Origin of the sequence: Nonomuraea sp. NPDC026600, from assembly GCF_040638335.1 — a bacterium.
In the GTDB taxonomy this organism is placed as follows: domain Bacteria; phylum Actinomycetota; class Actinomycetes; order Streptosporangiales; family Streptosporangiaceae; genus Nonomuraea.
This window is the reverse complement of record NZ_JBEZYD010000014.1, coordinates 197349-222293: the sequence shown is the minus strand read 5'-3', so window position 1 is coordinate 222293 and position 24945 is coordinate 197349. Positions and strand designations below refer to the sequence as shown.

27 protein-coding genes and 1 pseudogene are annotated in these 24945 nt (G+C 65.0%); 12 read left to right on the top strand and 16 right to left on the bottom strand.

The window, feature by feature from the left end; translation table 11 throughout:
- Positions 1-28 precede the first annotated feature (28 nt).
- Together AB0F17_RS30525 and AB0F17_RS30520 are read right to left on the bottom strand one after the other, a co-directional pair.
- Complete coding sequence (locus tag AB0F17_RS30525; protein WP_358029760.1) at positions 29-1246, bottom strand: globin domain-containing protein; 1218 nt, start codon at positions 1244-1246, stop codon at positions 29-31.
- 32 nt (positions 1247-1278) lie between these two features.
- Entirely contained in the window at positions 1279-1707 is a 429-nt protein-coding gene (locus tag AB0F17_RS30520) for an Rrf2 family transcriptional regulator (protein WP_358029757.1), read from the bottom strand.
- Positions 1708-1900: 193 nt separating this feature from the next.
- Here AB0F17_RS30520 and AB0F17_RS30515 point away from each other — a divergent pair, with 193 nt between their 5' ends.
- Positions 1901-2167, top strand: a complete 267-nt coding sequence (locus AB0F17_RS30515) for a type II toxin-antitoxin system prevent-host-death family antitoxin (RefSeq protein WP_358029753.1) — start codon at positions 1901-1903, stop codon at positions 2165-2167.
- Entirely contained in the window at positions 2164-2424 is a 261-nt protein-coding gene (locus tag AB0F17_RS30510; RefSeq protein ID WP_358029750.1) for a Txe/YoeB family addiction module toxin, read from the top strand. Before AB0F17_RS30515 ends, AB0F17_RS30510 begins: the two co-directional genes overlap by 4 nt.
- Positions 2425-2589: 165 nt before the next feature.
- On the opposite strand, the gene AB0F17_RS30505 is transcribed toward AB0F17_RS30510, so the two are convergent.
- The 4 genes and pseudogenes from AB0F17_RS30505 to AB0F17_RS30490 all read right to left on the bottom strand — a co-directional run bounded on the left by AB0F17_RS30505 (position 2590) and on the right by AB0F17_RS30490 (position 4794).
- On the bottom strand, positions 2590-2943 hold the full coding sequence (locus AB0F17_RS30505; RefSeq protein ID WP_358029747.1) for a hypothetical protein: 354 nt from the start codon (positions 2941-2943) through the stop codon (positions 2590-2592).
- A gap of 183 nt (positions 2944-3126) precedes the next feature.
- A complete protein-coding gene (locus AB0F17_RS30500) occupies positions 3127-3522 on the bottom strand; it encodes a VOC family protein (RefSeq protein WP_358029743.1) in 396 nt (131 codons plus the stop codon).
- Positions 3523-3572: 50 nt separating this feature from the next.
- Positions 3573-3692 (bottom strand): annotated as a pseudogene (locus AB0F17_RS30495) (IS5/IS1182 family transposase); the annotation flags it as partial.
- A gap of 253 nt (positions 3693-3945) precedes the next feature.
- Positions 3946-4794 carry a DeoR/GlpR family DNA-binding transcription regulator gene (locus tag AB0F17_RS30490; protein ID WP_358029741.1) on the bottom strand — a complete coding sequence of 283 codons (849 nt, stop codon included), beginning with the start codon at positions 4792-4794 and terminating at the stop codon, positions 3946-3948.
- 294 nt (positions 4795-5088) lie between these two features.
- On the opposite strand from AB0F17_RS30490, the gene AB0F17_RS30485 reads away from it, so the two are divergent.
- From AB0F17_RS30485 to AB0F17_RS30465, 5 genes are all read left to right on the top strand, one after another.
- Positions 5089-6396, top strand: coding sequence for a sugar ABC transporter substrate-binding protein (locus AB0F17_RS30485; RefSeq protein ID WP_358029738.1), 1308 nt, complete (start codon positions 5089-5091; stop codon positions 6394-6396).
- Between the two features lie 61 nt (positions 6397-6457).
- Positions 6458-7420, top strand: a complete 963-nt coding sequence (locus AB0F17_RS30480; protein ID WP_358029735.1) for a sugar ABC transporter permease — start codon at positions 6458-6460, stop codon at positions 7418-7420.
- Positions 7421-7426: 6 nt separating this feature from the next.
- Entirely contained in the window at positions 7427-8269 is an 843-nt protein-coding gene (locus AB0F17_RS30475; protein ID WP_358029732.1) for a carbohydrate ABC transporter permease, read from the top strand.
- Between the two features lie 49 nt (positions 8270-8318).
- Positions 8319-9179: a ketose-bisphosphate aldolase gene (locus AB0F17_RS30470; protein ID WP_358029729.1), complete on the top strand. Its 861-nt coding sequence runs from the start codon at positions 8319-8321 to the stop codon at positions 9177-9179.
- 1 nt (position 9180) lies between these two features.
- Positions 9181-10392, top strand: a complete 1212-nt coding sequence (locus tag AB0F17_RS30465; protein WP_358029727.1) for an ADP-dependent glucokinase/phosphofructokinase — start codon at positions 9181-9183, stop codon at positions 10390-10392.
- Between the two features lie 252 nt (positions 10393-10644).
- Here AB0F17_RS30465 and AB0F17_RS30460 read toward each other — a convergent pair whose 3' ends face one another.
- From AB0F17_RS30460 to AB0F17_RS30450, 3 genes are read right to left on the bottom strand one after another with little or no spacing between them, the layout of a single operon-like run.
- The gene (locus tag AB0F17_RS30460) at positions 10645-11970 is read right to left on the bottom strand and encodes an amidase family protein (protein ID WP_358029724.1); all 1326 of its coding nucleotides are present in this window, start codon (positions 11968-11970) and stop codon (positions 10645-10647) included.
- A 16-nt stretch (positions 11971-11986) separates the two neighbouring features.
- A complete protein-coding gene (locus AB0F17_RS30455; protein ID WP_358029721.1) occupies positions 11987-13195 on the bottom strand; it encodes an amidohydrolase in 1209 nt (402 codons plus the stop codon).
- A complete protein-coding gene (locus AB0F17_RS30450) occupies positions 13192-14073 on the bottom strand; it encodes an alpha/beta fold hydrolase (RefSeq protein ID WP_358029719.1) in 882 nt (293 codons plus the stop codon). Before AB0F17_RS30450 ends, AB0F17_RS30455 begins: the two co-directional genes overlap by 4 nt.
- A 164-nt stretch (positions 14074-14237) precedes the next feature.
- Here AB0F17_RS30450 and AB0F17_RS30445 point away from each other — a divergent pair, with 164 nt between their 5' ends.
- Together AB0F17_RS30445 and AB0F17_RS30440 are read left to right on the top strand one after the other, a co-directional pair.
- Positions 14238-14876, top strand: a complete 639-nt coding sequence (locus AB0F17_RS30445; RefSeq protein WP_358029717.1) for a TetR/AcrR family transcriptional regulator — start codon at positions 14238-14240, stop codon at positions 14874-14876.
- 455 nt (positions 14877-15331) lie between these two features.
- Positions 15332-15859 carry a PadR family transcriptional regulator gene (locus AB0F17_RS30440; protein ID WP_358029714.1) on the top strand — a complete coding sequence of 176 codons (528 nt, stop codon included), beginning with the start codon at positions 15332-15334 and terminating at the stop codon, positions 15857-15859.
- A gap of 285 nt (positions 15860-16144) precedes the next feature.
- Here the strand turns inward: AB0F17_RS30440 and AB0F17_RS30435 are convergent, their stop codons facing one another.
- Both AB0F17_RS30435 and AB0F17_RS30430 read right to left on the bottom strand, forming a co-directional pair.
- Positions 16145-17611, bottom strand: coding sequence for a hypothetical protein (locus AB0F17_RS30435; protein WP_358029711.1), 1467 nt, complete (start codon positions 17609-17611; stop codon positions 16145-16147).
- A 151-nt stretch (positions 17612-17762) separates the two neighbouring features.
- Positions 17763-18683 (bottom strand): hypothetical protein, encoded by a 921-nt coding sequence (locus tag AB0F17_RS30430; protein WP_358029708.1) that lies wholly within the window; start codon positions 18681-18683, stop codon positions 17763-17765.
- Positions 18684-18994: 311 nt separating this feature from the next.
- Here AB0F17_RS30430 and AB0F17_RS30425 point away from each other — a divergent pair, with 311 nt between their 5' ends.
- A complete protein-coding gene (locus AB0F17_RS30425) occupies positions 18995-19195 on the top strand; it encodes a hypothetical protein (protein ID WP_358029705.1) in 201 nt (66 codons plus the stop codon).
- Between the two features lie 677 nt (positions 19196-19872).
- A complete protein-coding gene (locus AB0F17_RS30420; protein ID WP_358029703.1) occupies positions 19873-20766 on the top strand; it encodes a hypothetical protein in 894 nt (297 codons plus the stop codon).
- 90 nt (positions 20767-20856) lie between these two features.
- On the opposite strand, the gene AB0F17_RS30415 is transcribed toward AB0F17_RS30420, so the two are convergent.
- Genes AB0F17_RS30415 through AB0F17_RS30405 form a run of 3 tightly spaced genes read right to left on the bottom strand, consistent with a single transcriptional unit; the run spans position 20857 to position 22991 of the window.
- Positions 20857-21336: a hypothetical protein gene (locus AB0F17_RS30415; protein ID WP_358029700.1), complete on the bottom strand. Its 480-nt coding sequence runs from the start codon at positions 21334-21336 to the stop codon at positions 20857-20859.
- A 46-nt stretch (positions 21337-21382) separates the two neighbouring features.
- Positions 21383-22573, bottom strand: a complete 1191-nt coding sequence (locus AB0F17_RS30410; protein ID WP_358029697.1) for a serine hydrolase domain-containing protein — start codon at positions 22571-22573, stop codon at positions 21383-21385.
- Between the two features lie 40 nt (positions 22574-22613).
- Positions 22614-22991 (bottom strand): hypothetical protein, encoded by a 378-nt coding sequence (locus tag AB0F17_RS30405; protein WP_358029694.1) that lies wholly within the window; start codon positions 22989-22991, stop codon positions 22614-22616.
- Positions 22992-23175: 184 nt separating this feature from the next.
- On the opposite strand from AB0F17_RS30405, the gene AB0F17_RS30400 reads away from it, so the two are divergent.
- Positions 23176-23562: a TraR/DksA C4-type zinc finger protein gene (locus tag AB0F17_RS30400; protein WP_358029691.1), complete on the top strand. Its 387-nt coding sequence runs from the start codon at positions 23176-23178 to the stop codon at positions 23560-23562.
- 702 nt (positions 23563-24264) lie between these two features.
- Here AB0F17_RS30400 and AB0F17_RS30395 read toward each other — a convergent pair.
- Together AB0F17_RS30395 and AB0F17_RS30390 are read right to left on the bottom strand one after the other, a co-directional pair.
- A complete protein-coding gene (locus AB0F17_RS30395) occupies positions 24265-24666 on the bottom strand; it encodes a PIN domain nuclease (RefSeq protein ID WP_358029689.1) in 402 nt (133 codons plus the stop codon).
- Positions 24663-24887 (bottom strand): type II toxin-antitoxin system VapB family antitoxin, encoded by a 225-nt coding sequence (locus AB0F17_RS30390; RefSeq protein ID WP_358029686.1) that lies wholly within the window; start codon positions 24885-24887, stop codon positions 24663-24665. The genes AB0F17_RS30395 and AB0F17_RS30390 overlap by 4 nt, the downstream gene beginning before the upstream one ends.
- Positions 24888-24945: the final 58 nt, after the last annotated feature.

Genomic DNA, 24945 nt, shown 5'->3' with positions numbered 1-24945 from the left:
TCCTTGGTGGCTTTCGCCTCCAGTACGGTCAGGCCGGCGTCGGCACGGGGGCCGGACGCCACTGTTCGGAGCCGAAGACCTCGTAGCGGATCCGCTCGTCCGGCACGCCGCGGCGGTGCAGGCCGGCCCGGACCATCTGCATGAACGGCACTGGACCGCACAGGTAGACATCCGCGGCGGGGTGCAGTGGGATCGCGTCAGTGTCGATGAACCCGGTGAAGGCGTCCGGGGCGTCCGAGACAGTCTGCTCGTACCAGACGAGGTTGCGGAAGGAAAGCAGTCGGGAGCCGTTGGTGATCATGTCGGCGCGTAGTGGGTGGCGTTCCATGCTGCGGTCGGCGTGCACCGCTGTGACGTCGCGTGTGGGCTGGGTGCGCGAGACATGGTCCAGGATGGCGGCCATCGGGGTGATGCCGACGCCCGCGCTGACCAGGACCAGTGGTGCTTCGCCGGCGCGCAGCGTGAGTTCGCCGTACGGGTGGCTCAGCCGCAGCCGATCGCCGATACCCACGTGGTCGTGCAGGAAGCCGGAGACCACGCCGTCCGGGGTGCCGTCAATACCGCGCACCCTGCGTACGGTGATCCGCAGCATGCCGGCGGCGGCCGCCTGCGAGAGGGAGTACTGCCGCAACTGAGTGGTGCCGTCGGGTAGGTCGGCGGCGACGGTGACGTACTGGCCGGGCAGGAAGCCGGGGGCAGTGCGGCTGTCGGCCGGCGTGAGGATGAACGACACCGTGTCATGCGCCTCGGTGATCTTGTTCGCCACGACGTATTCCCGCCACGGGGTGGCGCTGTTCACGCCGGCCTCGGCGTAGAGGCGCGCCTCGTGGCCGATCAGCCGGGCGGCGAACAACCAGTACACCTCGTCCCAGGCGGCGGCGATCGCCGGGGTGACCGCGTCACCGAGCACGGTGCCGACCGCACCCAGAAGGTACTTGCCGACGACCGTGTACTGCTCCGGGCGGATGCCCAGGGCGCAGTGCCGCTGTGCGATGCGCTCCACGATGTGGTCGAAGACCGGGGCGTCCGGGCCGGCGCCGATCAGGTGCCCGGCGAACGCGGTGACCGCACCGGCCAGCGCGTGCTTCTGCTCGCCGGTCGCCTGCGCGCTGCGGCTGAACAGGTTGAGCAGATCAGTGTTCTCGCCGAGCATCGTGTCGTAGAAGACGCCCGAAATGGTGTCGAGGTGCTCGCCGACGACGGGAAGAGTCGCCTTGACGATCGGGACGCTGGTTGCGGAAAGCACTTGTTCCTCCAGGTGCGGGGATAGGTGGCGGATCAGCGACGGCCGAGGCTCAGCAGCACCTGCTGGGTCGGCGGCGCGGTCAGGTCCCCGACCGTGAGCGGGTCGAGGCTGGCGTAGAACGCCTCCTGCGCGCGGCGTAGAGCTCCGCGCAGCAGGCAGCCTCGGCTGAGCGGGCAGATGGGGTCGCCGTCGCAGTCGACGACCTCGGTCCCGCCCTCCAGTTCGCGAATGAGGCCGCCGATCGAGGCGGTGCGGGCTGTGGCAGCGAGGCGTACACCGCCGCTTCGACCACGGATGGTCTCCAGCAGGCCCAGGTGCTGCAGGCGCTGCACCACCTTGGCCAGGTGGTGCCGGGGTACGACGAGGGATTCGGCCAGCTCGTCAATGGTGAGCAGGTCGTCGCGGGTCGCGCCGAGCATGAGGATGCGGAGGCTGATGTCCGTGGAGCGGTTGAGGTACACAGGACAACCCTACTAAAACAGGAGTCTTAAAGTCCTCTTTTGTGGGTGATGTCACTGGGGGTGGACCGGTACGCGGATCTCCTCGGCCCTGGTGCTCCGAGCCATCTGCGGGCGCGCAGGTCCGATCTTTGCGCGTACCCGTGTGCGGATCTACCGCCGCACTTTGATGTACATCATCATGTACGCTGATGGCATGAAGGTGATGACCATGTCCGAATCGCGGGCCAACTACGCCGCCACCCTTGACGCCGTCATCGACGACCAGGAAGAGGTTCTCATCACCCGCCCTGGCGGAGAAGGCGTCGTCATGGTGTCGCAGCGCGAATACGAATCGATGCGCGAGACGCTCTACCTGATGGCCTCTCCCGTCAACCGCAGACGGCTGTCAGAGGCGGTCACCCGTCTGGAGGCCGGAGGCGGCACCGTCCGCGAACTGGTCGATGGGGACACCACCCCGTGAAGATGCTTTTCGACGAACTTGCCTGGGAGGATTACTGCTACTGGCAGCGAGAAGATCGACGTATCCTCAAAAGGATCAACCAGTTGATCGCCGACGTAGCCGGCAACGAGAACGAAGGCATCGGCAAACCAGAGCCGCTGAAGTACGAGTGGTCCGGCTACTGGTCCCGGCGCATTACCTCAGAACACCGGCTCGTCTACCGCGTCAACGACGACACCATCATGATCGCCGCCTGTCGCTATCACTATGAGAAGTAGTGTCCGTCCGGTCGGCAAATCTCAGCATCCCGCCTCGTTCAGAGAGGGCATTGGGGGCTTTGCGCTGCCGGTGGAGCCCCTCTTGCGGGAGATGCCTGCCACTCACCGGCTGTAACCAGGGAGATCTACGCCGGGGCCCGACGGAGGGCCCGGCATCGGGTGACCTTACTCACCGACGACCTCTCGGCGCGCGGATGTCGTGATCTCGTTGATTTCGGCCAAGGCTGAGTGCAACTTGACTCTGTCGGTTGCGGTGGCGACGTCCGTCTCCAATGCGTGCAGGCGGGCCGCTCGGACGGGATAGCGCTGAATCGCCACAAACTCCCCCCATTGCTGCAAGAAGTTCTGCAGAGGTGCCACGGTGCTCTGCCGCGCCGCCTGCTCTGTCGCCTGGTCGAGGTGGTCGACAAACTGGCTGAGGTAGGCCGGAGCGATCTGGGCAACTGCTGCCCTGAGGGCGGCGGTGGTCAGTGGCGGGCGAGGGATCACTGCCTCACTGTCTTGATGCGGGGTGGACATCGTTGACCTCCAAGCTGTTACGCCTCAACGCTGCCGATACAGCTGAACCCTTTCCACCCTGGAAAGCAGGTCAAGACCCTGATGTAGATGACCGGCGCCACAGCCTCAATCCCGGCGACCGGGCCCTTCGGCATCACCCAACTCGAGCCGTCGGCAATGCCGACGCTCGTGCGGGTCACTCGCTCACTGCCAGCCGGTCACGGTGGAGGTGCTCGTCACACAGAACTCGTTTCCCTCCGGGTCGCGCATCACCGTCCACGTGTCCGGGTTGTCGTGGGAAACCGGATCCTGCCGCACCTCGACCAGCTGAGCTCCAGCCTGGACCAGCCGCTTGACCTCGGCCTCCATGGAGCCTGAGGTCACCAGGTCCACGTGTAGCCGGTTCTTGCCCACCTTGGGCTCGGGCACCTTCATGAAATACAGTGATCCGCCGAGGCCGGCGGGGTCGCTGACCTGAAACTCGTCGGGGTTGCGCCGGCTGACCTTGTAAGCCAGGGCCTGCGCCCAGAATTCGGCCTGGCGAAGCGGGTCGCGACAATCAACGACAACAGCCAGCAGCGAAACCGACACCTTGACCACCCCGTCACCGAGAACCAGGCGCCCCCCGTCAAACATTGTAGGACGTCGTCTTATTCGGCGAGTTGGCGGTAGCAGATGAGCGTGGCGGCGTCAGGGACGAAGGAACCGAAGTGGTCGGCTCGGCGTTCGTAGCGGCGGGTGCCGGCCAGCCGGGAAACGGTCCGTTCGACGGTGGTGCCCCAGTTGTCGGCTGGGCTCGATTCGCCGCGAAGATCCGGCCGCCAGCGGCGACGCTTTGACTGGCCGTTCTCCTGTCCTGGGGAACGGCCAGTGATGCTGTGGGTCACACGCGAGTCAGCCGGTCATTTCTGGAGCTTCCGGGCGGTGGTCAGGACCAGACGGGCGGTGTTCTCGGCCGCCGCGAAATGACCGTTCATGACACGAATCGGCACCGACCAGGCCGCCACCTGCTCGTCACCCGAACTACTGGGGATCTTGACTGGCGTAGGGGGCGCCGTCGAGGGTTTCCGGCGTGATCAGCTCCACCTCGTTCTCCTTCAGCGCGTCCAAGAGATCAGGTGGCGGGGTGGAGTCTGTGACGAAGTAGTCGGCGCCGCCGAGCTCGGACACCTGGGCGAAGAGCCGGCGACCGAACTTGGACGAGTCGGCCAGGATCGCCACGCGCGCCGCCCGAGAGATCATCTCTCGCATCATCGCCGCCTCGGCGAGGTTGCTCGTCGTGTACCCGGCGGTCGCTGAAACGGCGCCGACCCCGATCAACGCCAGATCGCAGCTGATGTCCAGCTCGCCTCCGTCGGACGCCCGGAAACTGACGGGGCCGATGGTGGCCAGCGTGAGGGTGCGGACCGCGCCGCCGAAGACGTACACGTCGCGGATGGCTGAGGGCGGCAGCGCCGGGGGTACGAGCAGACTGTTCGTCACCACTGTCAGGTCCCGATGGTTGCGCAGGTTCCGGGCCGTGGCAAGAGTGGTCGTACCGCCGTTGATCATGATGATCGACCCATCCTTGACCAGCGACGCGGCAAGTCCCGCAATCCTCTCCTTCTCGCGTTCTTCCATCTTGAGCCGCACGTCCACGGCTCGGTCGACCCGGGAGAGGGTCGTCTGACTGACCGCTCCGCCATAGGTGCGGACCAGGACGCCGTCGGCGCTGAGCTGGTCCAGGTCCCGCCGGATCGTGTCGATGGAGACGCCGAAGCGCTCGGCGAGTGCGGTGACCGTGACCTGTCCGGTCTCTGCGACGTATGCCGCCAGTTGGGCCTTACGTCCTGCAGGTAGACGGCGCTGCCGGTCCTCTTCGTCAAGGGTCACTGACCCTCCCATCTCTGCGGTAGTCGCGCTAAGGATCAGCGCAACAGAGGAGTGAAACAGGCCTAGAACTGCAGACTACCGCATAATGCTGCCCCATCTGGGCAAGATGTTGCTTACTCTGGGAGTCTGGCATCGGAAGCCTCCCCTGTCAGCGCACCTCTACGGCTCGCTTGCCGGACTGTGCGGTTTCTAGCAGTGTTTTGCGTTATTAGGTCTTGTGGGGTGGCGTCATGCGTTGTTAATGTGGCGGAAACCAGCAAAGAGCGGTAACACCTGTACAGCAAGGAGGTCGCGATGACCGGAGGCAGCACCCGGTTGCAGGGCCGGACGAGGCGACTACTCGGGGTGATGGCGGTGGCGATGATCGGCGCCACCGCCGTGGGATGTGGTTCCACCTCGGGATCAAGCGCGGGATCGAGCGGGGACGGGACCGTCACGCTGGAGTTCGCGCAGTGGTGGGCGCCGGAGCTACCGGCCGGATCGTTCGACAAGCTCATGACGGAATTCACGGCGCAGAACCCGAAGATCAAGGTCAAGCTGCTGAGTGGCCCGTACGCGTCCACGAAGCAGCAGTTGGTGTCCGGAGCGGCGTCGAAGACGCTGCCTGATGTTGTGGGCCTCGACGGCGCATGGGTGAGCGACTTCGCCAAGCAGGGCGCCATCGCTGACCTGTCCGAGCTCATGACAGCCGCGAAGTACGACTCGAGCCAGCTCGCGAGCCAGATCCAGATCAAGGGGAAGACGTACATGATCCCCGTGGTCAACTTCGTCTACCCCCTGTTCGTCAACAACGATCTGCTCAAGAAGGCGGGGGTCGAGAAGCCTCCGAGCACGCGCACGGAGTTCTTGGACGCGGCCAAGAAGATCAGCGCCATCGGCGGCAACGTCAAGGGCTGGGCCCTGCCACTCGACACCGCCGTTCCCAACGGTGTCCAGAATGACGTGATGTCATGGCTGTGGGCATCGGGCGGCAGCATGCTCACCAAGGACGGGAAGCCCGACCTGACCGGCCAAGGCGTCAAGAGCACCGTGGAGTACGTCAAGAGCCTGAACGACGCGGGCGTCATCGCGCCCGGAGCACTGACCATGAAAGAGCAGGACAAGGTCGAGAAGTTCTCCACCGGTCAGGTCGGCATGATGATCGACTCCTTGGCTCACATCACGCTGATCAAGAAGAACGATCCCAAGCTGAACTTCACGGTGGTGCCGATCCCGGCCGAGGACAGCTACACCGGCAAGCGCGGCATCCCGTACGCGTCCTGGGGCATCGGCGTCGCCGAGTCCTCGGAACACAAGGCCGAGGCGTTCAAGCTGGTCCAGTTCTTGATGGACAAGAAGGCGAACTCGGAGCTGAGCACGTTGGCGAACGGGTTCCCCGGCAACAAGACGGCCGAGCCGGACTTCAGCAAGAGTGACGCCCTGTTCAAGACGGCCTTCGACATCTACAAGGCGGGATATCCCGCCAACGAGTTCGTGGGGTTGCCGAAGTCCGAAGACCTGATGCGTAGCTTCGATGAGCAGCTACAACTCGTGCTCACCGGCAAGGAGAGTGTCGACGACGCCCTCAACAAGGCGCAACAGGCCTGGGCGCCGGTGCTCTGACCTTCCGTACTTCGTGGGCCGCGCCGACCGTGCGGCGCGGCCCCGAACCAAGGAGACATCGATGGAAACCGCGAAACTCGATCCCGCGGCCTCCCCGGGAGCCGCAAAATCGGCACCCGAATCCTCTGCGTACCGGAGGAGAAGGGCGCGGCCTTTCCCTGGGCAGCGGGTTGTCCCGTTCGGCTATCTCTCGCCGACGCTGATCTTGATCTTTGTTCTGATGGTCATCCCCATCGCGATGGTGGTCAGCTATTCGTTCAAGGACAACGTGATCGTCGAGCAGAATCCGGTCTTCACCGGCCTCGCCAACTACGCCACGGTGCTCACCGATCCCGACTTCCTGGCCGCGCTGAAGAACACGTTCATCTTCATCACCGTGAGCACTGTCGCTCACCTCGGCCTCGGGCTGGCCTTCGCGACGATGCTCAACTCGCCGTTGTTGAGCGGAGTGACGAAGGCCATCTTCCGCATTGTCTACATCCTGCCCTGGCTTTTCACGGTCGCCGTGATCGCGGTCATCTGGCGGCTCATGCTGGACCCGTCCGGGGTGATCAACTACATCCTGACCACGATCGGCGTGATGCGAGCGGAAGTGGGCTGGCTCTCCGATCCGGGCACGGCGCTCTGGGCATTGACCTTCATCAACATCTGGGCCGGCTTCCCCTTCTTCATGATCAGCATCCTGGCCGGGTTGCAGGGCATCTCGCCCGTTCTGTACGAGGCGGCCTCCGTGGACGGCGCAACCGCTTTCCGCCAGTTCCGCAATGTGACGCTGCCACAGCTGAAACCGGTACTCCTCAGCATGGCCGTGCTCGATCTCATCTGGACCTCTCAGCAGTTCGCCCTCATCTGGATGACCACCGGTGGTGGCCCGCTGAATGTCACCGAGATGCTCAGCACGTACACCTACAAGCAAGCCTTCAGCAGTTACGAGTTCGCCACCGCGTCCGCCGCCGCCGTCATAGTGCTGCTGCTCACGATGATTCTGGCCTTCTTCTACGTTCGCCTGCAAAAGGAGAGGTGATCACCCGTGCTCACCCGCAAAAGGCGGCGCCTAGGCGCGAAGATCGCCGTGCTCACAGCCTTGTGCATCGGCGCGGCCTTCGCCGGCCTTCCAGTCGTGTGGATGCTGTCGACGTCGTTCAAGAGCAATGGGGAGGTCTTCCAGGTTCCGCCGCGGCTGATCACCGAGAACTTCTCGTTCGACGCCTACGCGAAGATCCTGGGCGACGGGGCCCAGCTGAGGTTTTTCATCAACAGTTACATCGTCGCGCTGTCGGTGACGGTACTGACATTGTTCGTGGCCATCCTCGCGGCTTATGGATTCAGCCGCTACAACTTCCCGATGAAACGATCCATCAACGCCGTGATCGTCACCGTTCAGGCTGTGCCGCCAATCACACTCGTCATTCCTTACTTTGGTCTCGTGGTGGCGCTCGGCCTGTATAATACGTATCCGGGGTTGATTCTCACGCACATGGTGTTCACCCTGCCCTATGCGATCATCATGATGACCGCGTATTTCAACACCTTGCCCCGGGAATTGGACGAATCCGTCAAGGTGGACGGGGCGTCGAGCTGGACGGCTCTCTGGCGGATCCTGGTGCCCATTTCGGTTCCTGGGCTGGTCGCCGTCGGCGTCTACACCTTCATGATCTCGTGGAACGAATACCTGTTCGCGTTGACCCTGACTCGTACCGACGACATGCGAACCGTTCCCATCGGCATCCAGCTCCTGATGGGCCAGCACTCCTACGAGTGGAATCAGATGATGGCCATGAGCATTCTGGGATCCATCCCGGTGCTCGTGTTGTTCCTTCTCTTCCAGCGGCGATTCATCGGCGGCCTCACCTCCGGTGCGGTCAAGGCCTGACACCTCACCCCCCAGCGATAATTTTCTACCCAGAAGGAGAAATACAGTAATGCTGACGACCGGCAAGGTGCTCCTGGCCGTGGCGAACGAAAAATACTTCGCCGTGCCCGCCTTCAATATCAGTGACTACGCCATGTTCAACGGCATCGTGGACATCAGCGAAGAGAAGAACGCGCCGCTTATCATCGGGATCCATCCCGACGAGGTACGGCACCTCGGACCGGACGTGATCGTCGCGATGGCCCAGCGGGCGCACCGCTCGTCCGTGCCGATCGCGATTCACTGGGATCACGGCGCGACCTATCAGGAAATGCTGACCGCGATCAGGATCGGCTTCACCTCGGTGATGATCGATGCCTCGATGAAGTCCTTCGAGGACAACATCGCGATCTCCAAGAAGGTCACTGAGACCGCGCACGCGGTCGGCCTGTCGGTCGAGGCGGAGCTGGGGACGATCGGCAAGACCGACAACGAGGCCGAAGACGGCAGCGACGCGATCATCTACACCGACCCGGCGGACGCCGTGACCTTCGTGCGGGAAACGGGGGTGGACAGTCTCGCGGTGGCCATCGGCACCTATCACGGCATCTACCCGAAGACCCTGAAGCCGGAGCTCAAGCTCGACCTGCTGAAGGAGATCAAGGACCGGGTCCAGATCCCGCTCGTGCTGCACGGCGGCTCGGGCAACCCTGACGACGAGATCGCGGAGTCGGTCAAGCTCGGTATCAACAAGATCAATATCTCCAGTGACATCAAGCTGGCCTACCACATGAAGATGCGCGAAGTCCTGGCCGATGAGAGCCTGCGTGAGCCGAACTCCATCCAGCCGCCGTGCATCGAGGCCATGAAGGTGGTGGCCGCGCAGAAGATCGACCTCTTCGAAGCGGCCGGCAAGGCATCTCTGTACTGACATGACCAGTCATGTAGTCCTGGGCTTGGGGGGAGGCGTCGACTACGAAGTCAAGCTGTCCTCGTCGGTCTTGGAGAAACTCGTCGGCGAGTACCAGATCCACAATGCCGAGCTGACTTCATCGGTCACCGTGACCAACGAGCGCGAGCTGGTCATTTCCATTCTCACCTACCTCAAAAAGGGTGGAGGAGGCGAGCACTTCGTCGCCTCCTCCGAATGCCTGAGCGCATTCGCAGGGCGGTTCCCCAAACGAACAACTCTGGGTGGCACCTCCGTTCGAGCGGCGATGGAGATGAGCCGGCTCGGCGTACCATCCACCCTGCACCTGGTCAGTCTCAACGACATCGTCCGCCGCCTGCTGCCGGCAAGCTGCGACTACATCTGTAGCGGCGACCAGGACACCCTCTATCCGCACCTGATCGTGCAGTACGACCAGGACATGCGGGTTCGAGCAGGTGACATCGACGTCCGTGCGCCATTTCCGAACAGATTGATCTACGTCAACGACCCGGCGAACGAGTCCATGCTGCTGAGCGGCGAACTGGGCTCGTTGCTTCGCGACGCACGGGTCTTCCTGATCTCGGGATTCAACGCGATACGGGACCAGCGAACACTTGACCAGCGTCTGTCCACGCTGAGAAGCCACATGCGACAACTTCCAGCCGAGGCGGTCGTCTACTACGAGGATGCCGGATTCCACGAGCCGGGCCTCAGTCAACGGGTGCGTGACGCGCTTCTGGAAGTCATCGACGTTCACGGGCTGAACGAAGACGAGATGCAGTCGTACCTGGGCTACGCCGTCAACCTGCTCTCCGTGACAGAGGTGGCACACGCCCTCGAATCGCTGCAAGCTCTCATCCCCGTGACGACCCTGGTTGTGCATACCAAGTATTGGTCGGCAGCATTCGGCGAGAGAGCCGGCGAGTACGCGGAGCCACTGAACGAGGGCATCGTGATCGCCAGCACCCGCTACTGCCACGGCGATGAGTACACGGACCACCACTACGAACTCATGCGGAACCGGCCGAGGCGAGCGGAGGCGGTGGAGTTCGCCGCGGCTCTGGAAGACCGAATGGGCGGGGTCGTTCGTTGCCTGCCTGGCTTCGACCTTGATGTTGCCGCGCCCACGACCATCGGGCTCGGGGATGCGTTCGTCGGCGGGTTCCTCGCCGCTGTCTCCCGGGGCGGTTCAGGCGGTCAGCGCATCACGTGAGATGAGTTGCTAACTTGCCCATCTCCTCATAGTGATCGTTTTCCCGCTTAGAGTGATATTTCCGCGCAAACGCCCTGAAGCGCTGATGGCTTCGGGGCGTTCTCGTACCTGTTGATGGCGACGATAGGCGGTCGGTCGCGAGGTTCGCCGTCGCAGACTACGGTCGCAGCGGTGTCCATCAGCGGGTCCTTCGTCGCGGCGACCAGCCCGCGCAGTGTCCTCCCTCGCGACAACCGCGTCGCATCGTTCGGCTTACCCGCCCACGCTGAGCCGTTCGAACGCGTCGGCCAGGTCAAGGAGAACCTCGTCGTGGCCAGGCAGGCCGTCGAAGCTGAGCCCGACTGGCAGACCCGAGGCCGTGAGACCCGCGGGGACGGAGATACTCGTCAGCCCCGCGATCGCGGACGGGTCGGTGTTGCGCAGATAGGCGGCGGTCGTGGGTGTCGCCACCCCGTTGAGCAGTACGTTCTCGTCGCAGCCGATCGGGGTGGCGGGAAGCGGAGTGGTCGGCAGCGCGAGCGCGTCAAGCCGGTCGTCCTCGAAGGCCCTGCGGTAAGCACTGATGAGCGCCGGCCTGCCTGCGGAGAGGATCTGCTGGTAGAACTCGTGCGGGACGGGCTCCTCCCAAAGCGCCATATGGAAGAGAGCGCTCTCGAGGGGGCCGGCGATCTGCTCGACGACCTCCCAGGCCGTGATCGGTGAGCGGTGCTTGTTGAGATACGTGGCCAGATCGCGCACGCTCTCGAAGGCGATGAGCGGAAGGGCTATCGGTGCGGCCAGCGCTTCCACAGCCGATACCTCCGTTTCGACGAGCGTCGCTCCGGCATCGGCGAGCCGCGCCAGCGCCTCGTTGACGACGACGCCGAGTTCGTGGTCGACCCCGTCGTAGAAGTACGAGCGCGGAACTCCGATGCGCTTCCCCACCAGGTGGTCGGCGGCTGGCTTGGGGGCCTTCGGCCCGCCGGTCATCGCCTGGTCCAGCATGCGCACGTGGTCGACGTCGCGAGCGATGATTCCGACGGTGTCGCGCGTCGTGGAAAGCGGAAGGACCCCGTCGAGGGGGTAGCGACCCACGGTCGGCCGGTAACCGACGCACCCGCACAGTGCCGCGGGGATGCGGCAGGAACCCGCGGTGTCTGTGCCGAGCGCGGCGTCGACGATTCCGGCCGCCACGACGGCGGCGCTGCCGCCGCTGCTGCCTCCGGCGATCAGGTTCCTGTCGTGCGGATTGCGCACCGGACCGTAGGTGGGATTGTTCGACGTGACCCCCGCCGCGAGTTCGTGCAGGTTGGTCTTGCCGATCACGATCGCTCCGGCTGCGCGCAGACGCTCCACGACGAGGGCGTCCTTAGGCGGGTACCAGTCCCGCAGCGCGGGTGTGCCGGCGGTGCAAGGCAGACCCGCGACGTCGATGTTGTCCTTGACCGCGATCGGAGTTCCCGCGAGCGGGGATTCGGGCCGGCTGGAGTCGTGTCGGAGCTCGTCTCCAGAGATCGTGGAAATGAAGGCGTTGAGGTCGGCTTGGCGGTGCGCCTCGGCCAAGGCCCGTTCGACCTCGTTGAATGTGCTGCTCGTCATTTCGATGTCCTTGTCGTCATGCGGCGGGGACATGGGCGGAAGCGAACGCCGCCTGGGTGCGGCGCCGCAGCGTCTGGTCTTGGAGGAAGTCGATCGCGGTCATCGCCAGCGCCTTGGCGCCGTCGGCCAGCGCCTGTTCACCGCGTTTGGACGCCGCCCACGCCGCGAACTCCGGCTCGTGAATCATCACGTCGGGCGGTGCGCAAGCAATCGTCGGGTGCAGGACGGGGACATGGTGGCTGACGTTCGCCATATCGGTGCCCCCGGCCGGGAACTGCTCGTACGGGGTGAACTCGCGACCGAGCAGCGTGGCGTTTGCTTCGTAGGCGTCGGCCAGCGGCTCGTTGACGCGCATATCGAGGTAGTCGGCGTCGGCCCACCGCACTTCAGCCGTGCACCCGCTGGCTTGTGCGGCGCCATGGAAGCACGCCTCTACACGTGCCTTAAGGTCGCCAAGCTCACGGGCATTGGCCGCGCGGACGAAATAATGGCACGCGGCTCTCCCGAGAACGACGTTCGGCGCCCCACCGCCTTCGGTGATGACCCCGTGGACACGCTCCTTGTCCCGGATGTGCTGCCGGAGTTGCGCGATCGCCTGGTAAGAGAGCACAGCCGCATCGAGAGCATTTCGCCCAGCCTCGGGCTTGACCGCGGCATGACTCGCATGGCCGGTGAAGACCACGCTCACCTCGGCGATGCACGCAGTCCTGACGGCCTTGAGATCCCAGGATGCCGGATGCACCATCATCGCCGCGTCCACACCCTCGAAGGCGCCCTCGCGGGCCAGCAGTTCCTTGCCGCACCCGCGCTCCTCGGCAGGTGCGCCGAGGTAACGGATCGAGCCCGGAAGCCGGTCGATGAGAGTGTGCAACGCCAGGGCGGCCCCGAGTCCGATCGCTGCGATGAGATTATGTGCGCATGCATGCCCCACGTCGGGCAATGCGTCGTACTCGGAGATGATCGCCACTTTCGGGCTGAGCGAGGAACCGAAATCCACTGCGAAGGCGGTCTCCAGTCCGTAGGCGGACGGCTCGATGGTCAAGCCCTCTGCCCGCGCGACACCGATCAAAGTCCGCACGGCTTGGTATTCGGCGAACGCGAGTTCTGGTGTCGCGTGGATGCGATGGCTGAGCTCCACGAGCACCGGAGTGATCCTGTCGATGTGTCCGATGGCGGCCCGCTTGAGCTCGTCGGTACGAGCGCCGGCGCTGGTGGGAGAGTTCATCTCGGCCTCTCGGTGGGTCCGGTCACAGGCACCTCACGGCCACGTCGTACCGCGCTCATGACGAGATCGGTGGTCAGGTCCAGGCGCTCGTGATGCGGCAGATGCCCCACGTTGTCGAGCAAGGTCACATCGGCCCGGTGGAAAACGCTCCGCACGTCCGCCTCGTACAGCGGGGTGACCCGGTCCTCCCGACCCCACAGCACCTGTACCGGCAGCCCGAGGTCTTGTACCTGTCGGTACACGTCACGGGAGTCATGGATCGGGATGTTCCGGATGGATGATGTCAAAGCGCGCTTGAACCCCTTGAAAGCGAGGTCAGGCACGTATTTGACTCGCAGGCGTTCGACCAGGCCCTTGTCCTGCGAGTAGTCAGCAAGACGTCGCTCGAGGACGCGTGAGCCGACCACGGAGAATATATAGGTGCCGATCACTGGCGTTGCCATCAGACGCTGTCCACGGGTGAGGGCAACGCCGAATCCGTCCGGCGCGACCAGCGTCAAGCTGCTCACCGCTCCGGGGTGACGCAGTGCGAACTGGGATGCGATCGGGCCGCCGAAGGCCAGTGCCACCAGGTTCACCGGCTGGCGCAGATCAAGCGCTTCGAGCAGGTCGACGAGCTGGTCATCGAACAGATCATGGGTGTACCTCACGCGCGGCCTGTCGCTGTAGCCGCGGCCGTACAGGTCGTATCCGAGCACCCGGTGACCCGACTCGACCAGGCGCTGGAACAGCCCGTCCCAGATCCACAGGGAAAGGGTGGCGCCCGGGACAAGCACCACAAGCGGGCCGTCCTCCGGGCCGTCGAGGACGTAATGCGTCGTTCCGTGTCGGAGATCGGCGAACGCACCCGGCGCCTGCCGTCGAGTCTGCTCGTCCATAGGCACTCGTTCGCGACGCAGGTACCCCAAGGCAACGAGCGCGGCTCCGGCGCCCCCTGCTTCGAGAAGAAAGTCCAGCAACACTGCCTCCAAGTGACTGACTCTCAGTCAGTGAGTGCCTCGAAGCTACCTGCCCCGCTCTAACATGGTCAAGGGATCGCACCATGGGACCGCAGGAGACCTACATGCCAAGTACGACCGGCCGGCCCAAGCGCAAGCGGGTAGCCAAGCCCCAAGAGGAGCGACTTCAGGACCTACTCGATGCGGCGCAGGCCGTCTTCTACGCGAAGGGAGTGTCCGACGCGACCGTCGGCGAGATCACCGACCGGGCAGGGGTGGCAAAAGGAACGTTCTATCTCTACTTCCAGTCCAAGCAACATGTCGTAGCCAGCCTCTGGGAACGTTACGTGAATGACCTGCTCGGGATCGCGGACCGGACTTTCGACGGCTGGCCGGGCGAACAGGGCGATGTGGGCGTCATCTCCGACTTCATCGAATCCCTCACCGACCACGCGATCGCGCACGCTGAGCTCCACCGCATCGTCTACTCCTCCGCCGACGCCGAGGCGCTTGAGCTGTGCCGCAGCATCAACCAACGCGTCGTCGACCGCTTGGCCGACGTCATTCGCCGCGGCAATGAGGCCGGACTCTTCCGCAGCACCCACCCCGAGCTCGCTGCCAGGATCCTGTATCACGGTGCTCACGGGACCATGAACGACGCGACCGCGGGCACGGTCGCCGCCGACCGAGACCAGCTCGTTGCGGCATTCCGCGAAGTAGCCGGACGGGTCATCACAGGCTGAGACGGCGGCTGCCACCGCGTCCGGGATCGACCGGCCTGAGGGGTCGTAGTCGCCGATTCCGTGCACGCTTCGACCCTGCCGCTCAACGCCCTGACCGCCGCGCAGGCGCTGCACCTGCTTAGGCTGCGGGAGGGCCAGTCCTGGGTATGCCGGTTTACGGCCTCGACATGCGCACCCCGGTGAGGCGCAACCGCTGGCGTTCACGGCCGCAGGCGTGTAGACGGACAACCACGTGCCCCTGGCCGCTGAGCTGCTTAGACAACACCTCAGCTACCGGGAGCCCGCTCCTGTTCACGGGTCAATGAGACAGAGATGACGGGGGAAGCCGGCATTTCGGATGGGGCCGTCATGCCACCGAGCGTATGTGCGCGGTTCTTGCGACTAGTGTCGCGCGGGCTTGCCGCCATCAGGGATAACCGTTAGATATAGTGGGATAACGGTTAGAGGAGGGCCCAATGCAGCAAGAAGTGGTGCTGGCGATGCTGGCCAAGGAGCCCTCACACGGCTACCAGCTGCGCGCGCGGCTGCGCGACGCGCTCGGCCCTCTCGGTGACGCGATGAACGCCGGGCACGTCTACGTCACGCTGACCCGGCTGGAAAAGGCCGGCCTGCTAGCGGTCGAGAAGTCGGCCGAGGGCACCGACCGGTCGGATCGCAAGGTGTACGCGCTCACCCCCAGCGGCCAACAGCGAGTCGCCGAGTGGATCGCGGAGGTGGACTGGCCAAGAGGTGACCTCGCGGAGTTCCATCTCAAGCTGATCGCGGCCGCGTCGGCCGGGTTGGCCGACCCGATCACCATCGTCGACACCCAGCGCCGCGAACTGCTGCGCCGGCTGCGTGACGCCCAGCGCGCCGCCATGGCCGAGCCGGACCGCTCGAACGCGGCGCTGTTGCTGGAGGGCATCGTGCTCCGGCTTCAGGCGGACCTGCGCTGGCTCGAGGCATGTGAGAGGAACTGGACCCAGCGAAGGAGTGGGTCGTGAGCAGCACTGCCGACACGTCTGTGCTTCGCGCCCGTGGGTTGAACACGAGTCCGGGCAGACGCTGGTCGTTGTCACTCACGACGCGCGGATCGTGGCCACCGCGGACCGGATGATCTCGATGCGCGACGGCGCGCTCGTGGACGAGACCCGGCTGACCGGTGACACCACCGGGCAACTCGACGCCCTTGCCGGGCTCGAGGACTGAGGGCGATGGGCTGGCTCGCCGCCGAACTCGCATGGGCAACTCCCCCCCATCGATCGGACTCGGACCGGCCCAGGCTCCCGCTAAAGCTCTGACGTGGGAGCGACCTTCTGCGGTTCGGGAGAAGCCAAGGGACTGCGTCCCGATGTGCGGGCCGACCGAATGAGCCAGGTGGGGGAGACGAGGGCCGCGATCACGGCGGCGAGTACGGGCAGACCGGCGATCAGCACGCCGATCGCCGGCCATGGGGTTTCGAATGGTGCCCGTGGGGGCGGCTCCCAGTCGGCCGAGGTGGTCATGGGCCACACCAGGAACAGGCCGATGACGCACCCGGCGGTCGCGCCGATCGCCGTGCCACATGCCGCGCCGACGGCCGCTCGGCAGGCGGCGAGGAACCGCAGCCCTGCGACTGAGCCGCCGCTGATCCGTAGCAGAATGCGCGCCGAGCCGGCCGAGCGGGTTGCGACCAGTGCGCCGGCGAGGGCGATGAGAATCACTACCGCAACGACGTACAGCCAGTAAGGCGGTGCCTGATATCCCCGCTCGACGTAAGTGACGGCGATTCCGCCCAGTCGGCGGTCGAGTCGCTCCTGCTCTGTCGCCGAAACGCGATAGTGCGAAGGGTCGATGATGAACTGATCGGGCTGTAGCTGGACACCAAGGTCTTGTACCACCTCGCGGGGAACAAAGAGCCTTCCGAAACGGGGATCAGGGGGCCTGACGGTGATCACCGGAATGGCCTTGATGGCGGTAGAGCCGCCGGTCGCGGAGAGGGAGTACCGGACCTCCGCTGAGTCGGTTTCTTCGTTGTCCGTCGCGACCACCACGGCCGTGCCCTTGTCATAAGGCGTCGAAGGGTTGCCCGTGAGGTAGCGCAACAACGCCTGGTCGCCAACGTAGGGATCAGACCAGTTGCTGTAGTCGGTCGCCACATCGAGGAAGCCCGGTCCGCGATCAGAACTCTTCTCCGTGATGGGTGCGCCGGGTAACTCGCGCTGGATGGCCGCCCGTACGGTGGCCGTCTGATCTGCGCCGAAGCCCTCCACGACGAGTGCGCCTGGCCGGGCATCGGGGTAGTAGTCCGCCCCTCCCTGCGCCGTCATGGCAGGTGCGATGATCATCAGTGCTGTCGCGATGGCGGCCGCGACCATCGTCGTCGCCACTCCTGCGGCGGTTCGGGCGGGTGCGCCACACACGTGACGGACGGTCGGCCGAAGCGCTCGCGGCAGAAATACGGCGCTGCGCCGGACCACTTCCAGCAGCCATGGGACGAAGGGACCCAACCCGAAAATCAGCAGTGCTCCACCGAATATGCCTGCCAGGGCGGTCAATGCCGAGTCGAAGTCGTCATAGTGCTTGTCCGCTTGCGTGGACCACGCGGTAAGCGCCATCACCGCGATACCGAACGTCGCCACGACCGCTCCCCAGACCAGGGGATACAGGCTCATACGATTCCGCTGCTCACGAGGGGCCGACAGCGCCGCGAAGAATATCGAGCCGCATACGACTGCCGTCGGGATGCCTAAGACCACCAAGAGAACCACGATCATGAATGATACGGAGCTCGCTAGCGCCTTGTCCGCCTCGACCGAAAAGCGAAATGCCGCAGCCGGGAGCCCGCCGGGCCATCGGCGTATGAGAACCGATCCGAAAATCGGCGGCGAACGCGGCCTGCCAGCCCTCAGGCCAACATGAACGGCTCTAGAACCCCAGGCCGAGCAGCACCGTGTGGGCGTTCTCCGGGCTGTGGACATGCTTTCCCAGCTTCGCCATGGAGGACACTTTCTCCGTCTTGAGAACCTCGATGAGGTGCCGTGCCAGCCAGTCGCCATCCACTTCGCCAGGACCGCCCGCGTCGAACGTCCACGATCGCACGGTCCGTTCGACCCGCTGCGACCAGCCCAGTCCCTCGCCCGGTAAGAAGTACTTGAACCACCCCACGACGGTCAGTCGCTCGGCGGAATGGATGGCGAGAATCTGGCGATTTCCCCCGAACACGGTGACGCTCACGTTCCTGCCGATCGCGCACGTCTCGGCGGGTAGCGTGCGGACGAACGCCGACAGCGAACGTGGCAGCGCCGCCCACCGAGGCACCCGCCACCCGCCCGGCGTGCTGAGCCCCTCATTGGCGGCATCTAGATACTCGATGACGAAACCACCCGGCAAATGCGACGGCTCTCCCCACTCGAACGCGGTCTGCCGCCATTCCTCATACGGCTCCGTCGGCTGCAGGGAAAGCTCCGCGCCGGTCTCGGCGGCGCGTAATTCAAGCGATTCGGCGCCTGGCCGCCGCCAGCGCAGGAAAGGGGCTCCCCAATCCGGCGACCGCTCGTACCAGGGACCGATCGGGCCATGACTGCCAACGCTGTCAGCAGCGCCGATCGCGTTCTCCACTGCCTCGGCGTGCCGCTGGAACGCGGTGGACGGTTCTCCCTCCAAGGAAATGGGGACGACGAGACCGCGAAACTCGCGGCCGCCGGCGTACCGCCGCTCATGCTCCTGTACCGGCACCAACCGGCCGCGCTCCTCACCCAGCGGCCGCAGCGCCTCGCCGGACCAGTCGCCGGGGTCCACCTCGTGCCACAGCCATCTGGCGATGTCGGCGGTGTCGTCCTTCCTCATGGGCGCGATCATAGGAGGAATCTGACGTTCGGATGTGATGGCGGCAGGCCGTCGTTGGCGCTGGGCCTCGACCAGCCACGCTCTGCCTCCTCACGGCACTTTGGAGCCCTTGCTCAGTTCAGGCCTGTCAGTTAACGTTCTTAGTGAAACGATCCAGAATGGCAAGCCATGGGGATTGGCGGTGCCATTCAGGGCTGACGAAGTAGCTGGATCATTCGCGATGCCCGTGCTTTCGGACGCGCGGTACCGGGGGGAAAAGACGCGCAAGCGTCTGGGAACTGACCCAACGGACCGTAGGACCGGGATCGCAGATGATCGTTATAAACGCAACCTGGCAACGCGTCGCACTCTGCGGCCTCTTGGCCGTGCCCTTGGCGCTGGTCATCGTTTGCATGGTCCCTGCCTTGCTCGTCCTACCGTTCTTCGCTTCCGGCCGTGAGTTCATCCTCAAGCTGCTGGACAAGATCACCGCTTGGGCGCGCGCAATCGTGCCCAAGGTCGATGTCAAGTGATCTTCCATGCTTACGGGGCATGCTGCAAAGATCGGTGCCTCTACTTGTTGGGCCAGGGCGGCTGCCGGACCGTTTGAACAGTGCCGCGGCTAATAGCGTCCTGCGCGGAAATTTAGTGCGCCCATGATTTATCGTGCCTGACCGGTCAAGATCTGCAACCACAGATCTCGGGTAGCACGGGCGAGCAGCCATGTACTTTCAAGAGTGCCGGCGTCCGCATCACCGCTGTCGATGATCTGGACGGTGTGGTTGGCGTCGGGCAGCCGTACCTTCTGGATCTCCTGGATCTGCGCCAAGACCGCCGCGGATCGAGACCGGAACACCTTGATCGCGACCCACTCTCCCGTGTCGCTTCTGGCCAGGTAGACGCTGTCGCCGGCCAGCGGTCCGTCGATGCTCTGCGGTTGCGGGCCTGGTAACGCCCGGAGACCGGCTTTCCGCGGGCGTCGCCTCGCCGATAAAGATGCCGTCCCGGTTGGAACGGGACCCTCGACGTCGGGTACGCGGCAGGCGGCCGACGCCATGAAAAGGCGCCCGCAAATCTTGGTCAACTGTTCTGAACAGAGATGCGCCCCGAACATTCGCCAGGCCCAGGCATGTTTCCCTGTTGGCGGCGATACCGACAGGTCATTCGTTACCGACAGGACAAATGTCCTTTTCCATATAGGGGCGGCCCGATGGGCTTTCTTGCTAAATTCATCGGCGGCACGGGGGCCGCGGTGCTCGCGCTGGGTGCGATGCCGCTGCCGGCACAGGCGAGGTCTGGCCTGGTGAAGGACGTGACCGTCGCGTGCGACCCGGGCGCGCTCGTCACGGCGATCCGCACAGCCAACGGGATCGGAGCCGCCAGGCTCCTTCTCGCGCCGAACTGCGTCTACGACTACGCCAAGGCGGCCGACCCTGGGGACGCGCTGCCGGTCATCACGGGCGACATCGCTCTGGTGGGCGGGTCGAGCACGGTGATCAGGCGCGATCCGACCGTATCTGCCACCTTCCGTGTTCTGGAGGTCGCATCCGGGGCGACGCTCCATGTCCAAAGGATCTCCATCTTGGGCGGAATGACGACGGGCCTCGGTGGTGGAATCCTCAACGCGGGCACCGTGGTTCTGGACCAGACCACCCTTGCCGGCAACCGCGCGGGAAACGGTGGCGCGTTCGCCAATAGTGCGGGCGCCACAGCGACGATCTTCCTCAGCCGGCTCAACGCGAACTCGACAATGGGCGTCGGAGGCGGCGCGATCATCAACTCGGGGACGCTGACGCTGTCCAAGAGTGTCCTGGCCGGGAACAGTGCACCGATCAACGGCGGTGGGCTGAACACCCAGGCGTCCGGCGTGTCGCACCTCATCCGTAGCACCGTGGACAACAACATATCCGGCAGCCTGGGCGGCGGCATCTCCAACCTGGGAACCACCACGCTCGATCGCGTCCTGGTCACGCGGAACAAGGGATCAGCCGGCGGTGGAATCGCCACCGGCAACGCCAATGTCGTCATCCAGAACTCGATTATCCGTGACAACATCCCCGATAACTGCAATCCGCTGAACACCATTCCGGGCTGCGTCGACTAGCCGTCGGCCATTACTGCTCGGAACTCGAGCACAAGGGTATGTCCGGTGGACCTCTGTTCAGCTGCGCGACGAACAAGGTCCACCGACCGCCTACGGCGGAGCAGCGCGATCAGCAGGCTGCTGGTCGGTGCTCGGTTCGTCGCGGCTCCAGATCTGCCTGCCTCGAGGAAGGTCTCTGATGCCACCACCTTCCGGGATCATGCCCCAGAGGAAGGGGATCAGATACTGAGGCGGTGCGCTCAGGAGCACGGCCAGCTCGTCCTCGGCGACGGTGAGGGTGAATGTCGCGCCTGACCGACTGGAGTTCCATCCTTGTTCGACGGCTCGCCGGACGCATCCCGCGACGAGGACGGGACGGACCACGATCGTTCGCTCTCCGTTCCAGTTGTCCGGCCGGGCGCAGGAGAGGGTCACCATGAGAATGCTGCCCGGCTCCTGGGCTCGCTCAACGGCGAAGGTGAGGGGACTGGAGCCGGTGCCTTTGCGGTACGTGGGCTTGTGGCTGACCCGCCAGCGGAAGACGGTGCCGTCGACGGTGATGAGCCGTGACCCCCTCTTGGGCATCGCCACAGCGGCCTCCAGGACCAGCGAGAAGTGATGCGGAACGCCCGCAAGCCTAGAGGGAGGGCTGGGTATTCATGGCGCGGTGGACCACCTCGAGGAGGGTGGCGGCTCTCTGGTCCGGTACGCCCTCGTGAATGCGGTTCATGACATAGCCGAACGCGAGGCCGCTCGCCGGGTCGGCGAAGCCGAGCGATCCGCCGTAGCCGGGGAACCCGAAGGCGGTCGGGCTGTACCAGAAGGCGTCGGGTGTCGGCAGCCCGAAACCGGTGCCGATCCGGACGGGTACCCGCAGGATGCGGTCGATGCCACTGACCTGCTCCGCGGTCGCCGCGGCCAAGGTCTCGGGGGAGAGGATGCGATGCCCGTCGACCTCGCCGATGAGCGCGGCGTAGAAGCGGGCCAGCGCGCGGGCCGTGCAGATGCCGTTGCTCGAGGGCATCTCCGCGGACTGCTCGTCGGGGTCGTTGTGGTCCAGCGGCGGCGTGATGACGCCCATTAACGACCGCATGGTCAACGACGTCGGGTCGGCGAAGGCTCTCATCATCTCGCGCACGGATTCGGGAAGGGTGTCCAGGTCGAGGTCGGCCATGGCCGCCAAGTCAGGCGCGTCGGCGATGATCCGGCTGACCCGATGCTGCTCGGCTTTCGGCAACCCGATCCACAGGTCCAGGTCGAGCGGTGCGGCGATCTCTTCGGCGAGGAACGTGCCGATGCTGCGGCCGGTCACCCGGCGAACGACCTCTCCAACCAGCCAGCCGTAGGTGTGCCCGTGGTAGCCATGTTCGGTGCCCGGCTCCCAGGACGGGCGCTGGGCGGCCAGCGCGGTCACCATCGGCTCCCAGGCGATCGCCTGGGCCCGGGTGATCGGGTGGTCGATCGTGGGCAGTCCGGCCTGGTGGGTGAGCAGCCAGCGGACGGGGATGCGGTCCTTGCCGTTCGCGGCGAACTCCGGCCAGTAGTCGGCTACGGGTGCGTCGAGGTCGAGTTCGCCGCGCTGGGCCAGCAGGTGCGCGCAGGCGGCGGTGACGCCCTTGGTGGTGGAATAGACGACCTGAAGGGTGTCGCGCTCCCAGCGGCGGCCGGTCTCGGGATCGGCGATCCCGCCCCACAGGTCGACGACTTTGCGACCGTGCAGGTAGACGCCGACGGCCGCGCCCACTTCCTGGTTGTCGGCCAGATTGGCCGCGAATGCCGTACGCACTTCTTCGAACCCTGGTGCGGTCTCCCCGCCGATTTCGGGCATGCGTCATCGCCTTCCGGTCTTGTGGTGGTGCCGAGCCTTGCTAACCGCGCCATTTCTCGATCAGCCAGGCGCAGAGCTCCGGCTCGGTCATCTCGGGGAACTCTTCGGTGAACGTGAGGAGCGCGCGCAGCGCTTCGCCCCGCTCCAGGCCACGCGCCGCCGCGTGCTGGAGGTACTCCTGACGTGCGGCGGAAGGACGGCCTCCGCCCGCGCCGCGGCCGGGCAGGCCGTTGCGCCACTGCACGATCTCGTCCAGTCGGTCAGCCCGCCAGCCGGGGACCCCGTCGATCTCGACGTCGGGCTCGGGAAACGGATGACTCGAATCGCTCGGATAGCGGGAGCGCCACTTGTGCACCGCGTGCCGGCTCACCCCCAGCGCCTCGGCGATGCCGACCCCGCCGAGGTAGTGCTCGGTCATGATGCACCAACTTGTCTGTACGGCCTCCTTGGGATCCCATGACTACCATGCCCGAGGCGCAGGCCTTGTGCAGAACCTTGTCTCCGACAGAGACGACGATAGGCCGGATGGGAAATATCGTCAACAGCGAAGACGAAGTTTCCGGCAGGCATGAGCGCGGGCTGAGGGGAAGTGGGGAGCTGTGATGACCGAACGCCATCAGCGCGCCGCGCTCTCCCCCTCGGAGCAGGCGACCATACGAGAACTGCTCGACGCCGACCGCCAGCGGACAACGGCCCGAGTCGCCATCCTGGGCAGTGACCGGGATGAAATCGTCAAATCATCGGCGCTGACCGCCTCCGACGACGAGCACGACCCAGAGGGAACGTCCACCGCCTTCGAACGGGCCCACGTCCAAGCCCTCCTCGACCAGGCTTTGAGCCACCTCGCCGAGCTGGACCTCGCCTTCGAGCGGCTACGCGATGGCAGCTACGGGATCTGCGCGAGATGCGGGCAACGCATCGCCATCGAGCGCCTGATGATCCTCCCGGCCACCAAGACCTGCGTCAGCTGCGCCCCCGGCCGCCGCTGACCTGTGCCGCTGCCAGGGCTCACTCGGGCGCGCCGCCGTACCGTTGCCGCTTCGCGGTGGGGCGACGATGTACAACAGGGGCCTCGTTGGTGCTGAGATTCCATCCTGTCTCTTCCTGATGCAACGTCACCCCTGCAGTTGGCCTGGCGGTATGCGTGCTCAGCCTGTCCACCCGCACGTTCCTGGGGAGCCCCAGGTTCCGCGTACCGTCGACGGGATCGCCACCGCCCTTCAAGGCGGTCGGCGGATGGAGTTCTACCGCGAACTCGGGACGGCACCTCTGGACCAAGCCGAGGCGATCCTGCGCCGTTGGTGGTGCGAGGCGATGCTGGACACTGATCCCGATGCCGATCAGATTCGCAGCGCCGCGCTGGAGGGCACCTTGCCTGTCGTCACTTTCGCGGATGTCCTTGCTCGCAGTGAGCGGCGGGCCTGCCCCTTGAGTGAGCCCCAAGAGGAGGGGTGGCCCTGTTATTTCTCCGAGGGAGTCGCGGAGCTCCTGGCGGATCCACGGATCAGCCCTACGTTGTTCTCGGCAGTAGCCGCACTGTCCTTTGAGATCAACGAGAGGCAAAAGTCAGTGGCCCCAACAGCGCAGGGCCCCGCTCGGTAAGGATGGAGACTTGGGCTTCGCCGAGTACGTCGTCGTGGCAGATGCGGGCCCTCAACTCGTCTCTCTTCTCGGGCGGGCGAGAGGTTCGATCAGCTGATCCAGCGCACCGGCTGTCCAGTCAGGCGGGAGATGGTCTCGAAGTCGGCGTCGGCATGCAGCATGGTGAGCTTGTGATGCCGGGCCGTTACCGCCACGAGGAGATCAACCGGAGAAGCGCATTGGTGCCACCCTTTGTCGGCGAGCTCGCGCTGCAAGTCGCCCGTCTCGTGCCACGCGGAATCAGGGATCGTGTAGTACGGGAAGGTCTCCTGAAGGAGGTTGCCGGCCTCGTAGAAGGCTGGTCGGCCGCCGACAGCTCGGAGATACTCCTGTCTGACCGGCTCGCAGATGCCGACGAGCCCCGCAGAGACGGCCTGGTCCCATTCCGCGCCGACCTGACCGCGATAGAAGCGGACCAAGGCGCTGGTATCGATGAGATAGAGCTCTGTCAAGCGACGTCCTGCTGTGCGCCGTCGCCCTTGTCCAGGATCGAGAAGTCGATCTCACCCTCTGCGACCATCGCACGCATGCGAGCCACGGCCGCTGCCCGTCTGCGTCGGTCAACGATCTCTCGTAGGGCGGCGTTGACCGTGTCCTTCTTGGATGAGGTGCCGAGCAACGTCGCGGCCTCGGCCAAGGCTTCGTCATCGAGGTCGATCAGCGTCTTGGTCATGATGTCACCTCGCCTGTATATACGAATCAGAATTAGTATATCAGTGGACGTTGGATCG

Bases quoted from the DNA above. Each gene is read 5' to 3' on its own strand.
- AB0F17_RS30450 (WP_358029719.1), bottom strand. From the start codon at position 14,073: ATGGACGAGCAGACTCGACGGCAGGCGCCGGGTGCGTTCGCCGATCTC.
- AB0F17_RS30400 (WP_358029691.1), top strand. From the start codon at position 23,176: ATGACCGAACGCCATCAGCGCGCCGCGCTCTCCCCCTCGGAGCAGGCG.
- AB0F17_RS30430 (WP_358029708.1), bottom strand. From the start codon at position 18,683: ATGAGGAAGGACGACACCGCCGACATCGCCAGATGGCTGTGGCACGAG.
- AB0F17_RS30460 (WP_358029724.1), bottom strand. From the start codon at position 11,970: ATGACGAGCAGCACATTCAACGAGGTCGAACGGGCCTTGGCCGAGGCG.
- AB0F17_RS30470 (WP_358029729.1), top strand. From the start codon at position 8,319: ATGCTGACGACCGGCAAGGTGCTCCTGGCCGTGGCGAACGAAAAATAC.
- AB0F17_RS30410 (WP_358029697.1), bottom strand. From the start codon at position 22,573: ATGCCCGAAATCGGCGGGGAGACCGCACCAGGGTTCGAAGAAGTGCGT.
- AB0F17_RS30445 (WP_358029717.1), top strand. From the start codon at position 14,238: ATGGGACCGCAGGAGACCTACATGCCAAGTACGACCGGCCGGCCCAAG.
- AB0F17_RS30465 (WP_358029727.1), top strand. From the start codon at position 9,181: ATGACCAGTCATGTAGTCCTGGGCTTGGGGGGAGGCGTCGACTACGAA.
- AB0F17_RS30485 (WP_358029738.1), top strand. From the start codon at position 5,089: ATGACCGGAGGCAGCACCCGGTTGCAGGGCCGGACGAGGCGACTACTC.
- AB0F17_RS30435 (WP_358029711.1), bottom strand. From the start codon at position 17,611: ATGATCGTGGTTCTCTTGGTGGTCTTAGGCATCCCGACGGCAGTCGTA.
- AB0F17_RS30390 (WP_358029686.1), bottom strand. From the start codon at position 24,887: ATGACCAAGACGCTGATCGACCTCGATGACGAAGCCTTGGCCGAGGCC.
- AB0F17_RS30455 (WP_358029721.1), bottom strand. From the start codon at position 13,195: ATGAACTCTCCCACCAGCGCCGGCGCTCGTACCGACGAGCTCAAGCGG.
- AB0F17_RS30425 (WP_358029705.1), top strand. From the start codon at position 18,995: ATGATCGTTATAAACGCAACCTGGCAACGCGTCGCACTCTGCGGCCTC.
- AB0F17_RS30420 (WP_358029703.1), top strand. From the start codon at position 19,873: ATGGGCTTTCTTGCTAAATTCATCGGCGGCACGGGGGCCGCGGTGCTC.
- AB0F17_RS30480 (WP_358029735.1), top strand. From the start codon at position 6,458: ATGGAAACCGCGAAACTCGATCCCGCGGCCTCCCCGGGAGCCGCAAAA.
- AB0F17_RS30515 (WP_358029753.1), top strand. From the start codon at position 1,901: ATGAAGGTGATGACCATGTCCGAATCGCGGGCCAACTACGCCGCCACC.
- AB0F17_RS30505 (WP_358029747.1), bottom strand. From the start codon at position 2,943: ATGTCCACCCCGCATCAAGACAGTGAGGCAGTGATCCCTCGCCCGCCA.
- AB0F17_RS30405 (WP_358029694.1), bottom strand. From the start codon at position 22,991: ATGACCGAGCACTACCTCGGCGGGGTCGGCATCGCCGAGGCGCTGGGG.
- AB0F17_RS30440 (WP_358029714.1), top strand. From the start codon at position 15,332: ATGCAGCAAGAAGTGGTGCTGGCGATGCTGGCCAAGGAGCCCTCACAC.